The sequence below is a fragment of the Thalassobaculum sp. OXR-137 genome (assembly GCF_034377285.1).
In the GTDB taxonomy this organism is placed as follows: domain Bacteria; phylum Pseudomonadota; class Alphaproteobacteria; order Thalassobaculales; family Thalassobaculaceae; genus Thalassobaculum.
Window position 1 is genome coordinate 4,628,952 of the sequence record NZ_CP139715.1, and the last position, 14,265, is coordinate 4,643,216.

The following is a 14,265-nucleotide window of genomic DNA, read 5'->3' on the forward strand; positions in this document are numbered from 1 at the left end:
CAGACAGCACGGCTCGGCGAAGGGACCTCGGCGGGCACGGCCCCGCGCCGAGCGCGGGCGCCTGTCGGAGCAGAGGCGTCAGACCTTTATGCCGAACAGCGTCTCGGCATTTCGGAACGCAATCTTTTCCTTGGCCTCCCGGGGCAGATCCACGGCCCGAAACCAGTCGGTTCCTTGCTTCATGTCGGCAAACGGGTAATCCGTACCAAACATGACGCGATCCACGCTGATGTATCTCAGCAGAAGATGCAGAAGTTCATCTTGGAAGAAGGCGCTGGTCGTGTACCAGAAATTGTCATTGAAGTATTGACCGAGCGGCTTATTCAGCGCGTCTTCGGTCACGTCGCCCATATCCCCCACGATACGCTCGTAGAAGAACGGCAGTCCCTCGCCCATGTGCCCGATAATCATCTGCAGTTTGGGGAACCGGTCGAACGCCCCAGTCATGATCAGGCGAAGGCATTGAGTGATAACTTCCTGGTGCCAGCCATATCCAGAACCACTGAAGATGTAGTCCTGATACTCTTTGTTATATTCCGGCCGCGTAATGCGGTAGTAGATCTCGAAGACTTCATCGGGCGGGAAGCCCGGATGCAGGTAGATCGGCACCCCCAGGGCCTCGGCACGCGCCAGAACCGGCTCAAAATCGGGATGGTCCAGGAACTTCTTGCCAATGAATCCATTGGTCATCGCTCCCACAAAGCCATCTTCGCGAACCGCGCGCTCCAGTTCGTCAGCCGATGCCTCCGGGTCCTGCAGCGGCAACGTCGCATAGGCCTGGAAGCGGCCCGGATAGGCGGCCATCGGGCCATCGGCAATCATCTTGTTGAGACGATAGGCGAAATCGACGCCTTCCTGGCCCGGGAGGTTCTGCACGCCCGGCGTATGTGCGGAGAGGATCTGAACATTGATCCCCGCACCGTCCATCGCGCCGACGCGGCCAGGGCCGATTTCGGCGAGACCCGTTTCCTTGAGGTACTCTACGTGATCGTCGTTGATCGCGTTCAGCGCGATCAGCTCATCGGTGGTGTAGGTCTCTTCCGTGGCGATAAAGGGCAGGTCCCGGTCTCGTAGGGCGATGACCGACGGCTCCGCCGCGCCGGCGCGGGAGACGATGGCGGGTGCGGACAATCCGGCACCGACACCAAGGGCCGCCGTGCCCCCCAGAAAGTCGCGGCGCCCCATCAACACGTGCTCTAGGGACTTCAAGATCGGCTTCATATCAGTATCCGCTCCGGTGTTTCTGCTGTGCGGTCTGGGGGCAGCTGTCGCTGTGCAAAGACTGCGATTGGATCCATAGACGTTGGGGTCAGCGCAGCTCCGAACCTTTGCCGCTCACGCTTGCGTAAAGAGGCATGCATCGCTGCTGATCGGTGAGGCGGCATTGGGTCAACGGCTGACCCGCCCTGATCGCTCAGAACTTGTAGGAAACGGTCAACCCGCCGAAGACAACACCATCGTCCTTGCTGATCGGACTATCGGCCGCGTCACCGATCAAGCGGCTGTATTCGACCATGGTCATGACTTCCCAGTTCTCGTTGACGGGATACAGGAAGCCGAGTTCCGCAGTGACCGACTTGAGGCCAGACTTTGCTGTGTACTGCTGCAGGCCAGAGCGCGCCGACTGCGTCGAGTTCACGCCGAAATAGTTCTTCATGTATTTGTCGTCGGACCAAGTCGACGATAGGCCCGCCAGGAACGCCGGTCCGCTCTCGCCTTCGTCGCCCAACCGCATTCCATTTGACCCGGACTCGCTACCCATGAAGGCGCTCACGGGGATCATGGTTTCGACACCGAAGGACGCTTCCAGCCCGTTGGTGCCGCCGAGATGCCGGGTCAGTTCGAGGAACGGGGTCACGGGGCCGATGTCATATTCGAGGCTCAGGTTTGCGGTTACCGCACCATCGACATCACCGAGCCCTCTCAGGTCGGAACTGTCGCTTTCCTCGCGCCCCCAGTCGTAGTTGAAGCCGACATTCACGGTGAAATTGTTGTCGTCGTAAACGACGGCACCCAATCCATCTTCCGTCGAAAGATACACCGTGTCCTTCCAAGTGACGTCGACGACCGGAAGGAACATGGCCTCCATCTCGTCGGAGCCCTCGTACTTGGATCCATATCCCACGCCGGCTCCGATCACGAACTCCCAATCGTCTTGGGCCGACGCAACCCCGGGGAGTGCAACGCTCGCCATCAGCAGTCCGGCCGCGACGCCGTTGCGACAAACCATGTAGTTCATGTCCTAGCCCCTCATTCAGCTTTGACGTTCAGGTCTCGATGCTGGGCAGTCTGGGGGCGACATTTCACACGCGTATGCCAGGAAGGCCGTAAAGTTGTAAAAAAGTGTGACAGAGCCTATGCGCTTCGATGGCCCGGAGAACAGCGTCTCGGCAGCGCTTGGCGATCCTGCGAATTTCCCAACGGGCGATCGAGCGCGGCTCATGCGGCACGAGTTCCGCCGACCTGGGCGCCAATCGAAACCGCGCACCCGCGTTCCTGTGGCGAACGGTCCGAACGATTACTCCGGCTCGGCCGGATTTTGTAAAAAACCGTGCCAGGTAAAGGTCTTGGCATACTTTTATACATATTCCTGCTTTTGAGACGCGGCCAAATTGATTATCCGAATGTCCGTAGCTCGACGCAGTGAGGTGATTGGAGATTCTGAACGCAATGCTGCCGAAGAATCCTCACATCCTAGTCGTCGACGACCACAGGAATATCCGCGAGCCCTTGGCGAAGTATCTCGGCGAGAACGGGTTTCGGGTCTCCATGGCCGCCAATGGTGCCGAGATGGATGCTGTCGTTAAGGCAGCGTATATCGACCTGATCGTCCTCGACATCCTGATGCCGGGCGAAGGTGGGCTGGAGATCTGCAGGCGGATACGGGAGACCCGTGACATACCGGTCATTCTGCTGACAGCCGTGGCCAGTGAGACCGACCGAATTGTCGGACTGGAGATCGGCGCGGATGATTACCTGACCAAACCCTTCAACCCCCGTGAGCTCCTGGCGCGGATCAAGGGCGTGCTGCGACGCGTACACAGCCTACCCAAGCAGTATTCGGGAATTGAAGCGGGTCAGATCGGTTTCGGGACCTGGGTGCTCGACGTAGACCGGCAGGTCCTCAGGAAAGAGAACGGCGATCAGGAAACGGCGCTGAGTACGGTGGAGTTCAGGCTCCTAATGACCTTTCTCGACCATCCGAAGATGGTGCTCTCGCGCGATCAGTTGCTCGATATGGTCAGCAGCCGCGCGGCCAATGTGTTCGACAGGTCGATCGATAACCAGGTCAGCAGACTTCGCAAGAAAATCGAAGCGGATTCCAAAAACCCCGAGATCATCAAAACGGTGTGGGGTGGCGGTTACATGTTCACTCTGGACGTTGCCCGCCGATGAGAAAACTTCACAGAACGATTGCCGGACAACTGATGATTCTGATCATCGGTACCGTGCTGCTGTCTCAAGCCATCATCCTCGTCGTCTTCTACGTCAAGACGGATGAAGGTATCCAGGAACAGCAGGTCAGAATGGTCATCGAGGAAGTCGCGACTGCTTATGAAATCGGGCGGACGACATCGGGAGCAGAACGCGAGAAACTCTTAAGAGCGACGAGCGATCCGGATATTCAGTTTCACATTGATGATCTTCCGCTTACTCAGCACAGGTTCGACATTCCGGATGACAGTGTTGCGCGCATCCCGGCCGCTCTATCCGGGATACCTATATTCGCCACCGATAATACGGTGTCGTCCTTGAGCGTCTGGGAGTTCTGGTTCGCGAAGAAAATTGGAGACTGCCTTATTGCGGAAGCGCCATCCGATCAAGGAATCACCTGCCCGATTGATTACGTTTCGGTGCAACTGAATGAGACGGAGTGGCTGAACGCCAGGGTTTTGTCGCCGGTCGACGAACTGGTGATTCTTCTGCCGGTCATTCTGTCCGCCGGCCTGACGCTCATTGGCATCCTGCTGATCGTCACGATCATCGTTAAACGCATCACGGCGCCATTGCGGCAATTGTCTTTGGCTGCCGAACGTTTTGGCCAAGGTGAGGCCGTCGGATATATCGAGGTGGCGGGGCCGGACGAGCTCAGATCCACGACGATCGCGTTCAACACGATGCAGGAACGCCTCAGCCGATTTGTCGAAGACCGAACGAAAATGCTGGCGGCCGTCAGTCACGACCTGCGGACACCCATCACCTCCCTCCGACTGAGAGCGGAATTCATCAAGGATCCAGAACTCAAGTCCGAGATGATCCAGACGCTTCAGGACATGGGCTCGATGGTCGAAGGCAGCCTGGCTTTCGCCAGACAGGAGGTCCAGGAAGAGAGAAGCGAGACGATCGATCTCGTCGAGACCCTATTGACTCTCTCAAGAGAGTTCCCCGGGGTGGCCTTTTCTACAAATCTGCGGACCTACAGCTATCTCTGCCGGCCGGTGTCATTGCGACGTGCCATTCGAAATGTGCTCGACAACGCCGTCAATTACGGAAGCAAGGTCCATTTGGCCGTCGGTCCAGATGACGATGGCATTGCGATCGAGATCATCGACGAGGGGCCGGGTGTGCCGGATGAGATGCTCGACGATATCTTCGAGCCATTTTTCCGGGTCGACGAAGGCAGAAACACGGAGGCCGGAAATGTGGGCCTCGGCCTGTCGATAGCACGGACGATCGTCCATAAGCACGGCGGAACCATACGGGCAACCAACATGCATAATGGGTTGAGAATAGGGATCTGGTTGCCGGGTCAGATTATTAGCCATTAACTTCGGAAACAGCTTCTTGCGTGAATTTGCGGCAAGGAAGAGACACAGCACCTGGTAGGGAGCTTGGTTTAGTAGAGCCCGTCCCACCGCATCGGCAGACGTCACCGTTGGAGCCTCCCCTCGAGACTATGTGCTCCTCATTTACTTGAAAGAGATTCTTGTTTTTGCCTCCATTTTTAATAAATTCTAAAAAATTACTAGAGAAAAATAATATACCTCCCCCTGATACGAAAATATCTGAAACATATACTAAGATCGATGGATCTATACAGGCATCTATCATGGATCAATATTTATTATCAAATAATTATTCCGGATTCTATTATGTAGATAATTAATTTTTCTTCTTAAAATCTAAAAATTTCAAAGAAAATTGGCGGTCGACGCAGGCCTTACCGAAATTAGCTCTGGGGACGCGTTCCTGCTCCCTGGAAGAGGGAACGTTCTCTGAGTATCGGAGAAGCGTTCCGCGTCATCAGGGACCAAGATCCGGAGTCGATTGCGGCGTCTCCTGAACTCAGGGGAGATTCATCCGCGCTCACTGACCAGCATTCTGTTCACGCAAAATCGCGCTGATCGGCGCTTCAATGAACCGACTGCGCTCCATCTGATCCGTCTCCTGGGTGGTGCCGGACTCGACCAATAACCGCAGGCAACCAGGCGCTCAGGTCATGCCCGACGACAGACCAGCGCATCCGTATGCGACGGCAATGGAAACGCCCCTGCTCGCACCAAACGCGCCGGCCAGCCTCTGCCCCTGAAAGGAGAACGCCCGGAAGATCGAGCTCGCACTGCGGCATGTCCGTGACTTCATGGCAGGGAATGCCTAATGATGCGCGTGCCGTCCGAAAACCTCGGATAAGGCGGTCAATTTCGACCTGACCCCGCCCGGCACGCCCTGCCCGACAGCTGGAGTGACCCGCCCCGTGCGCATATCAATTCTGGACCAGTCAGTGGCTGCCAGCGGCCGCCCGCAGGGGGCCGCGATCCGCGATACCTTGGCCCTTGCCAGACACTGCGACACTCTTGGCTATCACCGGTTCTGGGTGTCCGAGCATCACAGCCACCCGACGATTGTCGGCACCGCACCGGAAATCCTGATCGCCGCGATCGCCACGCAGACGACCCGTCTCCGGGTCGGCAGCGCCGGGGTGATGCTGCCGCACTATGCGCCGCTGAAAGTCGCGGAGCAGTTCCGGGTGCTCGACGCTCTGGCGCCGGGCCGCATCGACCTCGGGCTCGGGCGCGCGCCGGGATCGGACGGCCGGACCGCCTTCGCCCTGAACCCGCTGGCGAACGAGCGGCCGGCGCAGTTCCCGAACGACGTGGCCGACCTGATGGCCTGGGTTCACGGCGAACCGCTGGCAGAGAACCATCCCTTCCGGGTGGTCGAAGCCATGCCCAAGGGCGACACCGCGCCGGAGATTTGGATTCTCGGCAGCTCGACCTACGGCGCACAGGTCGCGGCGCATTTCGGGCTTCCGTACAGCTTCGCCTGGTTCTTCACCGACGGCAGAGGCGGTCAGGAAGCCCTGGACATCTACCGCGAGACCTACAAGCCGAGCGTCCGGCATCCGACCCCGAATGCTGGAATCTGTGTCTGGGCGCTGGCCGCCGGTACCGACGAAGAAGCGCAATATCACTACAGCTCCCGTGCCCGCTGGCAGCTTTACCGGGACCGCGGCCTGTATCTGCCGCTGGATCCGCCGGACCTCGCGATGGGCTATGAGTATACCGACGCCGAACGCGCGCGCATCGAAGAGCTGCGCCGCACCGCCTTCGTTGGCGCGGCTCCCAGCGTCGCCGATCGCATCCGCGAGTTGGCGGCTCGGACGGGTGTCGATGAGTTGGCCATCGTCACCTGGACCCACGACGAGCAGGCGCGCCGCGACAGCTACTCCCTGCTGGCCGTGAAACTGGGGCTGACGACCCCATAGGGCGGCGACTCTCCGCGAGTCCCGCAACACAAGCGACGTCATGACGGGGTGACTCTTCTCGCCAGGCCGGCTCTGGACCTGATCTGCGAGACGGTACGGCGTTGGGAGGATAGGCTATGGCCCGCCGGTGCAGCCGAAAGGAGCCGACATGTCCAAAACCCGCCTGATGCAGGGCTTTCCACCGTCTCCGGAGACACAGGTGGACTTGTCGAATTGGCGGACGGCTCCCTATAACCGCTGGGCCTTTCACCACGTGCGGGAGATCGTGCCCTCGGCCGATATTCCCAACGATCCCGAGTCTGTCGCAGCCCTGCCGACCGCATCGCGCGATCTCGATCAACTCGCCGTAGAAGGCGCGGGGTCGCTGACCGAGTTCCTGGCGGCGACCGATACCGATGGCATCGTCATCCTGCATGACGGCCACATCGTCTTCGAGAGCTACGCCAATGGCATGGACGCCTTCACCCCGCATATCCTCATGTCGGTGTCGAAATCGCTTCTCGGCCTGATTGCCGGTATCCTGATAGAGGACGGCAGTCTCGATCCGAACGCCTTTGTGGCCGACTACGTTCCCGAGATCGCCGACACGGCGTACAAAGGGGCCAGCGTTCGCCATCTGCTCGACATGCGGGCCGGTGTCGAATTCGACGAGAACTATCTGGCAACCTCCGGCGCAATCATCGCCTACCGCAAAGCGCAGAACTGGAACCCGCTCGACCCAGGAGAGCGACCGTCCGACCTACGAAGCTTTTACGCCTCCATGACCGCGCCGGACGGCCCGCACAACGGACGCTTCCACTATGTCTCCCCCAACACCGACCTGCTCGGCTGGGTCATCGAGCGCGCGAGCGGCCAACGCTACGCCGACCTCATGTCCGACCGCCTCTGGCGCCCCATGGGCGCGGAGCGCAGCGCCTACATCACGGTCGACCGGCTCGGTGCGCCACGGTGTGCGGGCGGCGTCTGCACAACGGTGCGCGACCTCGCCAGGGTCGGACAGCTGCTGCTGCAGGGCGGAAGCCGCGATGGCCAGCAGATCATCCCCGCCGAATGGATCGATGACCTGATTTCCGGCGGCGATCCCGACGCCTGGAATGAAGGCGATTTCGTCGAGTTGTTCCGAAGAGCGCCGATGCGGTACCGCAGCAAATGGTACGTGCAGGACGGCCCGGCCCCGCTCCTCTTTGGCTTTGGGGTTCACGGCCAGAACCTGTTCGTCGACCGCACGAACCAGGTCGTGATCGCCAAGGTCTCCTCGCAAGCGGCCCCGATTGACGAAGAGCGCAACGACCTCACACTCCGGGCGGTCAGGGCAATCGTGGAAGCCTTACGTGGGTGAACGAGTGATCGCCATGGAGGCCGTCCCCCTTAAAGGGAAGCCAGACCTTCAACGGCTTTCAAGCGCTCCAATTTCGGGCGCCGATAGAGGCGTTTGCAGGAACGCACGGCGCCCATCGCTGTGAAATGCCTGCGCCATCTGCGGCGATATCCACTCAAGATAGAAGTGGTTCAAGGTTCCCGACCGGAACTGCTTGTACTGGGTCCAGTAGAGGTCATCGATCAGACCAAACACACCCGCGTCCTCGGTTCCGTCCGAAAACGTCATCCGACAAACACCGTCCACCCCGTACTGCGCGGTCGATATATGCGCACGACTTTCGGGATCGTAACAATTCAGGGTCTTTCCGAACAAAAACTCCCGAAGTTCAACGGGGTTCAAGCGCGCCATGACGATGTCCTAACGTTGCGGGTAGGATTCTATGGACCTTGCCACATCTCTACGCGGACTCCGATGGCTGACGTTGGCGTTCTTAGGGCGGCTCACGCTCACCTGAGCTCGCAAATTCCTCCAGATTTGAGTAGAGGCTGGCGCCGAGCAGGAGACGGATCAGATGAAGCGCAGTCGGTTCAGCGAAGAGCAGATCATCGCAGACTGTCGACAAAGCGCTTAAGCCAACCGACACAAGGGGACAAATAGGGAGATTGCCCTATCACCCTAGAGTTTCTCTTTATTTTCAAGTGACTAAAGAAGGAATTGGCGGAGGGGATGGGATTCGAACCCACGATAGGGGTTTCCCCCTATAACGGTTTAGCAAACCGCCGCCTTCAGCCACTCGGCCACCCCTCCGCCGGGAGGGCGTTCGAGGGCCGGTTTCCCGACCCCCGCACGGCGTATGCGCGCCTCTTCTACGGGCCGCCGATGGCCCCCGTCAAGCGCCGTGCGACATCCGCCCGACCGAGCCGACCCGCATGGCGGCAATCCTGGCTCCCGCCGAACCGCAGCCGGCCCCGCGGCCCCTCGCCCGCCGCCGTGACGCCGCCGTGACGCCGCTCAGAAATCGAGCGCCTGGGTAAGGTCCTCGATCAGGTCCTCCGTGGCCTCGATGCCCACCGCCAGGCGGATCAGGTCGTCGGGCACCGGCGAATCCGGTCCCTCGGTCGAACGCCGGTGTTCGGCCAGACTCTCGGTGCCGCCGAGCGAGGTGGCGCTGGTGAAGACCGCCATCCGGCGCATTGTCTCCAGGGCCGCCTCCTTGCCGCCGGCCACCCGGATCGACAGCATGCCGCTGAAGCCGCCCTGCATCTGCCGCCTAGCCACCACGTGGCCCGGATGGTCCGGCAGGCCCGGATAAAGAACGTGCGTGATCTTGGGATGGGCCTGCATCGCCTCGGCGATAGCCAGGGCGTTCTCGCAGGCCTTGCGCACGCGGATATGCAGGGTGCGCATGCCGCGGAGCAGCAGCCAGGCCTCGTGCGGGCCGATCACCATGCCTAGGTCCTTGCGGACCATGCGGATGCGCTGCCAGAACTCGTCGTCGCGGGCGGTGATCAGGGCGCCGGCCAGCACATCGCTATGGCCGTTGAGGAACTTGGTCGCCGAGTGCATCACCAGATCGGCCCCGTGCTCCAACGGCCGGGTCAGCACCGGGGTGGCGACGGTGCTGTCGACCGCCAGCCGGGCGCCGGCCGCATGGGCGATCTCGGCCGCCGCCGCGATGTCGACCACGTTCCACAGCGGGTTGGCCGGGGTCTCGACCCAGACCAGCTTGGTCTCGCCCGGCCGCATGGCGCCGCGCAGGGCGTCCAGGTCGCCGGCCGACACGTACTGCACCTTCAGCCCCCAATGGGTGGCGAAGTCGTTCAGCCAGGCGCGCACGCCCCAGTACAGCACGTCCTGCACCACCACATGGTCGCCCGGTCCGAGCGCCAGGAAGGGCGCCGTCACCGCCGACATGCCCGAGGCCAGGACCAGCGCCTCCGCCCCGCCCTCGAGCCGCGCCAGCAGCGCCTCGACCTGGGCATAGGTGGGGTTGTCGGTGCGGGTGTAGTTGTAGCCGGGCCCGACGATGCCGCCCGGCGGGCGCTCGAAGGTCGTCGCACTGTGGATCGGCGGCACCAGGGCGCCGTTCTCCGGATCGATGAACCCGAGCGCCTGGGCGGCGAGGGTTTCGGGGGCGAGCGGTCTGTTGGTCTTCATGAAGGCGTTCCTTGAGGCTTTGATGCCGGGGACGGCAGATCGAAATAGCGCCGTGTCGGGAGAAGGCCGAGCAGACGGGCCCGGGTCACGATGTCCTGATAGGGTTCCGGCTCGCCGATCAGCAGGGCGGTGCGCGGCGAGAGGCCGGCAGCGGTCAGCAGGTCGCACAGCCAGGCGGCGACCTCCCCCGGCGGCGCGGCCGGCAGCACCCCGGACGCGGCGGTGGGCCAGCCGGCGACGCGCACGGTCCGGTCCAGGGCCGTCGACACCGCATCGCGGGCCGGGCCGCCGCCAGGGGCGGGCGCGATCAGCACGATCTGCGGCCCGCTTAGGCCAGCGAGCTTGTCGGATACCGCACTCTGCAGCGACAGGAGCCCGTCGAGGCTCACCTGGGGGCCGAACGGGCCATAGGCGACGACGGCGCGGGACAGCATCACCACGAGCGTGCGGGGCGTGGTGCCGCCATCGGCCAGCACGGCGGCGTAGGTCCTATAATCAAGCCCCAGTTCCGCGGCCCGGCGCATCCGGATCGCTAAGACCTCGCGCGACGGGGTCTTGCGCGACTTGGCGGCCGCCTTGCGCCAGCAGAACGCATTCCAGCTCGCTGCCGAGGGCAGCGGCGGGCCGCCATTGTGGCCGAGCAGCGACTGGAACGCCGTGTCCCGCCCCCGCACATGCCTGAATTTCGGTTTGCGTCCGCGCATTTGCGCCTCGAATTCCTCGATAGTGATGATATATTTCACTAATGAGGAATCAATGACAAGAGACGATCCCGCCCTCGACCTGATCGCGCTCGGCCAGCGTATCCGAGCCATGCGCAAGGTCCAGTCCCTGACCCTGGCCGCGCTTGCCGAGAGGGCTGAGATCAGCGTCAGCATGCTGTCCGCGGTCGAGCGCGGCGAGAAAGCGGCGACGGTGCTGGTCCTGCACCGGATCGCCACCGGGCTGGAGACCTCCATTTCCCGGCTGGTGGAGGACGAGAGCCCGGCCCGCGCGGTGGTGCTGCGCGCCGGCGACCAGGTCGTCGTGCCCGGCCCCGGCGGCTGGACCCGGCGGATCCTCTCTCCGGTCGTGCCCGGCGTCGAGTTCGAGATGATGCAGACCACCGTGCCGCCTAAAGTGGATACCGGCGAATACGGCCCGCACCCGCCCGGCTCGCACGAATACCTGCTGGTGGAAGCCGGAACGCTGACGGTGACCCTGGACGACGTCCCCTACCGGCTGGAGGCGGGCGATGCGATCTATTACGACGGCGCCAGCCGCCACGCCTATCGCAACGACGGCGACGAGACCTGCCGCTACGTCCTGGCGATGATGGTGCGCCGGGCCCGGTGACCCGGGCGCAGCTCAGGTATGCAGCCTCGGATCCAGGGCAAATCGCTCCTGCCGCACGTCGTCGAAGTAACCCTTGGCCCGCTCGGCAGCGAAGATCAGATTCCAGCTATGGCGGGAGACCGTGGATGGAACCAGTACAAACAGATGGTCCTGCAGGAGCCGGTTGCCGAACGCCTGCTGGCCCGGACCATGCGCGCCCGGCACGAGCCAGTTCGGGTTCGGGAACTCGTCCGGTTCGACCACCCGGATGACGGAGGGATCGATCACCCGCGCCGCTGTCAGGATATGGGCCGTGGTATCCAACACCTTGAACCCCTTATGCACGGCCACCTCGATGATCGCCGTGGAGGGATCAAGCGACGTATAGACCGCGCGAACGCCCTTCGAGTTCCAGCGGCCGCCGACGCGATACGCGCCTTCGCCAGCGTCCCATGTCTCCGCATGCCGTCGCTGATCCAGCCGCCAGAACCGAATTTCTCCGGATCCGAGCGGCGGCGGCAGAGGAGTCATACGTAGACCCCGTACTCCAGCCGTGTCAGGTGGTCCTGCACCGCCTCCGCACCGGCAGCGGATGCCAGGAGATCGATTGGGCGGCGGTTCTCAAGTCCGATCGCCGGCTCCAGCATCCAGGCTTCCGCAGCATCCTGGCTGCCCATGACATCGGTCGCCTGGGCGATGATCTCCGCAAAGCGCCATGCCCGGCTACTCTGTTCCGGCGAGAGCGTCTTCTTCTTCGCGTCCGATTTGCGCCGTTGCAAAGTCCGGATGCTGATGCCGATCGCCTTGTTCAGGACGTCGCCAGTGGCGAGGATGGTGACCGCCTCGACCAGATGAAGAAGGGATGTGGAAGGAAGCCCCCGGACGATCAGATCGTGCGCATCCAACGCAGTGTGAACCGGATGCTTGGTGACCTTCGGCCCACCCAGCAATCGATAGGCTCGGACCGTCTCGTCCGCGCCAGGGCTGCGGACCGCGTCCTCCAAACCGAGATCAATATCTGTTGCGGCCGCCATCGAAACACCTTCCGCCATGTGTCGCTCAAACTACGACACATGGCGGAAGAATACAATGAGAGCGAAACGCTAGGGCTTAAGCGGGCGATCACCACGGACGGCAATTGCAATCGCCGTCCTGTTGCAGAGTTTGATGGGAATAGCCTGAACCATGGCCCTCACAAGCCATCACGCCCGCATCATGTCGCCGCATTCGCCGCAGCCCAGCTTGTTGGTGGCGCGACGGCCGAGCGCCGAGCGGACTGTGGCGACGACCCAGGCGCCGATGCCGGACGCGGCCTTGGCAAAGGCCTGGGCGCGCAGGCGCCGGCCATGGAGAACGGCCTGGTCGATGGCCTTGGGCGAGAGGGTGGCCGTTGTCCAACGAGCGCCGTCGGCCGTATCGGTCGTTCCGGTCGCAATCGCGCCAAGATGGGCATGCCTTGTGTCGATGCTGGTCATCTCTACCTCCGTATATCGGTCGCTGGAGATCCTCCCGGCGCCGTTGTGAGATCGAGATGTAAAACTTTTCAGCGGGTCTTTAATTAAGTAAGATGGCACCGAATTCATGCTCCGGATGAATTAATTCTGGACGGGTAAGGGGATGGTTCCGCCATGGACGTACTGACCGGAATGTCGATTTTCGCGGCCGTTGTGGAGAACAACAGCCTGGCGGGCGCTGCAAGGCACATGAACCTGTCGCCGTCGGTGGTCTCCAAGCAGCTTTCGGCGCTGGAGGATCGGCTGGGCGTGCGGCTGCTGAACCGCACCACGCGCCGGGTGAGCCTGACCGAAGTCGGCTCCGCCTATTACGAACGGTGCAAGCGGATCCTCGCCGATGTGGACGAGGCCGAGGCGGCGGTGACCACGGCCCACAGCTCGCCGCGCGGGCTGCTGAAGATCACAGCCCCCTCGACCTTCGCCCACCGCCATGTCGCTCCGCACCTGCCGGGCTTCATCGACCGCTTCCCGGAGGTGCAGGTGCAGCTCCTGGTCGCCGACCGGCTGGTCGACCTGGTCGAGGAAGGCGTCGACCTCGCCATCCGGATCGCCCAGCTCAAGGACAGCTCGCTGATCGCGCGCAAGCTCGCGCCGAACCACCGCAAGCTGGTGGCCTCGCCGCACTATCTGGAGAAATGGGGCATGCCGGCGAAGCCGGAGGACCTGTCCGATCACGCCCTGATCACCCTGCAGCCGGGCAACCCGATCAACGACTGGCACTTCAAGGTCGACAACGAAGAGCGGGTGTTCCGCGCCCGCGGCCTGATCGCCACCAATCACGGCGATTCGATCCTCGCCCTGGCCCTGTCCGGGGCCGGCCTGACCATGCTCGCCGCCCATGTGGCCGGTGAGTATCTTCAGGACGGCAAGCTGGTCTCCGTGCTCGACGACCTAGTCAGCGAGGATGTCCCGATCTACGCGGTCTACCCCTCCAACCGCCACCTGTCGCCGAAGGTCCGCGCCTTCGTCGATTATCTGGTGGAGATGTACGGCCCCCGCCCCTACTGGCTCGACCGCACCCCGACGCGCGGCCGCGACGCGGCGGAGTAAGGCGCGCAACAGGGCTGTAGCGAATCGAAGGCGCCGGCGGATTCCGCCTGCGCGAAGGTCGAGCTGCGGGTTGACCTATTCCATAAAATTTTTCACCCTATAGAAGGTCTGGCTATAGTATCCGGATACTCACACGTATAGTTTTTCAATGCCCGGCCGACGTTTCTAGGAACACTCGGGAGGGGCTCCATGACTTTGCTTTC

Annotated in this window: 14 protein-coding genes and 1 tRNA gene; 6 read left to right on the plus strand and 9 right to left on the minus strand. The window is 62.1% G+C overall.

Annotated elements, in window-relative coordinates; translation table 11 throughout:
• Positions 1–78 precede the first annotated feature (78 nt).
• On the minus strand, positions 79–1,221 hold the full coding sequence (locus T8K17_RS21455; RefSeq protein ID WP_322331774.1) for an amidohydrolase family protein: 1,143 nt from the start codon (positions 1,219–1,221) through the stop codon (positions 79–81).
• Between the two features lie 193 nt (positions 1,222–1,414).
• Positions 1,415–2,239, minus strand: a complete 825-nt coding sequence (locus T8K17_RS21460; protein WP_322331775.1) for a MipA/OmpV family protein — start codon at positions 2,237–2,239, stop codon at positions 1,415–1,417.
• Positions 2,240–2,670: 431 nt separating this feature from the next.
• Between T8K17_RS21460 and T8K17_RS21465 the strand changes: the two genes are divergently transcribed.
• The 4 genes from T8K17_RS21465 (at position 2,671) to T8K17_RS21480 (ending at position 8,045) form a co-directional block, all read left to right on the plus strand.
• Positions 2,671–3,396 (plus strand): response regulator, encoded by a 726-nt coding sequence (locus T8K17_RS21465; protein WP_322331776.1) that lies wholly within the window; start codon positions 2,671–2,673, stop codon positions 3,394–3,396.
• 32 nt (positions 3,397–3,428) lie between these two features.
• The gene (locus tag T8K17_RS21470; RefSeq protein WP_322331777.1) at positions 3,429–4,769 is read left to right on the plus strand and encodes a HAMP domain-containing sensor histidine kinase; all 1,341 of its coding nucleotides are present in this window, start codon (positions 3,429–3,431) and stop codon (positions 4,767–4,769) included.
• A 926-nt stretch (positions 4,770–5,695) separates the two neighbouring features.
• The gene (locus tag T8K17_RS21475) at positions 5,696–6,706 is read left to right on the plus strand and encodes an LLM class flavin-dependent oxidoreductase (protein WP_416153144.1); all 1,011 of its coding nucleotides are present in this window, start codon (positions 5,696–5,698) and stop codon (positions 6,704–6,706) included.
• A gap of 148 nt (positions 6,707–6,854) precedes the next feature.
• Positions 6,855–8,045 carry a serine hydrolase gene (locus T8K17_RS21480; RefSeq protein WP_322331779.1) on the plus strand — a complete coding sequence of 397 codons (1,191 nt, stop codon included), beginning with the start codon at positions 6,855–6,857 and terminating at the stop codon, positions 8,043–8,045.
• A gap of 48 nt (positions 8,046–8,093) precedes the next feature.
• Here T8K17_RS21480 and T8K17_RS21485 read toward each other — a convergent pair whose 3' ends face one another.
• The 4 genes from T8K17_RS21485 to T8K17_RS21500 all read right to left on the minus strand — a co-directional run bounded on the left by T8K17_RS21485 (position 8,094) and on the right by T8K17_RS21500 (position 10,888).
• Entirely contained in the window at positions 8,094–8,435 is a 342-nt protein-coding gene (locus tag T8K17_RS21485) for a hypothetical protein (RefSeq protein WP_322331780.1), read from the minus strand.
• Positions 8,436–8,742: 307 nt separating this feature from the next.
• Positions 8,743–8,834: transfer RNA gene (locus T8K17_RS21490), tRNA-Ser, on the minus strand.
• 204 nt (positions 8,835–9,038) lie between these two features.
• Complete coding sequence (locus tag T8K17_RS21495; RefSeq protein WP_322331781.1) at positions 9,039–10,184, minus strand: aminotransferase class I/II-fold pyridoxal phosphate-dependent enzyme; 1,146 nt, start codon at positions 10,182–10,184, stop codon at positions 9,039–9,041.
• Positions 10,181–10,888, minus strand: coding sequence for a hypothetical protein (locus tag T8K17_RS21500; protein ID WP_322331782.1), 708 nt, complete (start codon positions 10,886–10,888; stop codon positions 10,181–10,183). The genes T8K17_RS21495 and T8K17_RS21500 overlap by 4 nt, the downstream gene beginning before the upstream one ends.
• 52 nt (positions 10,889–10,940) lie before the next feature.
• Here T8K17_RS21500 and T8K17_RS21505 point away from each other — a divergent pair, with 52 nt between their 5' ends.
• Complete coding sequence (locus tag T8K17_RS21505; protein ID WP_322331783.1) at positions 10,941–11,519, plus strand: XRE family transcriptional regulator; 579 nt, start codon at positions 10,941–10,943, stop codon at positions 11,517–11,519.
• 12 nt (positions 11,520–11,531) lie between these two features.
• Here T8K17_RS21505 and T8K17_RS21510 read toward each other — a convergent pair whose 3' ends face one another.
• From T8K17_RS21510 to T8K17_RS21520, 3 genes are all read right to left on the minus strand, one after another.
• Positions 11,532–12,029, minus strand: a complete 498-nt coding sequence (locus T8K17_RS21510; RefSeq protein WP_322331784.1) for an RES family NAD+ phosphorylase — start codon at positions 12,027–12,029, stop codon at positions 11,532–11,534.
• Positions 12,026–12,550: an antitoxin Xre/MbcA/ParS toxin-binding domain-containing protein gene (locus T8K17_RS21515; protein ID WP_322331785.1), complete on the minus strand. Its 525-nt coding sequence runs from the start codon at positions 12,548–12,550 to the stop codon at positions 12,026–12,028. The genes T8K17_RS21510 and T8K17_RS21515 overlap by 4 nt, the downstream gene beginning before the upstream one ends.
• Positions 12,551–12,700: 150 nt before the next feature.
• On the minus strand, positions 12,701–12,973 hold the full coding sequence (locus T8K17_RS21520) for an RSP_7527 family protein (RefSeq protein ID WP_322331786.1): 273 nt from the start codon (positions 12,971–12,973) through the stop codon (positions 12,701–12,703).
• A gap of 153 nt (positions 12,974–13,126) precedes the next feature.
• Here T8K17_RS21520 and T8K17_RS21525 point away from each other — a divergent pair, with 153 nt between their 5' ends.
• Complete coding sequence (locus tag T8K17_RS21525) at positions 13,127–14,062, plus strand: LysR family transcriptional regulator (RefSeq protein WP_322331787.1); 936 nt, start codon at positions 13,127–13,129, stop codon at positions 14,060–14,062.
• Positions 14,063–14,265: the final 203 nt, after the last annotated feature.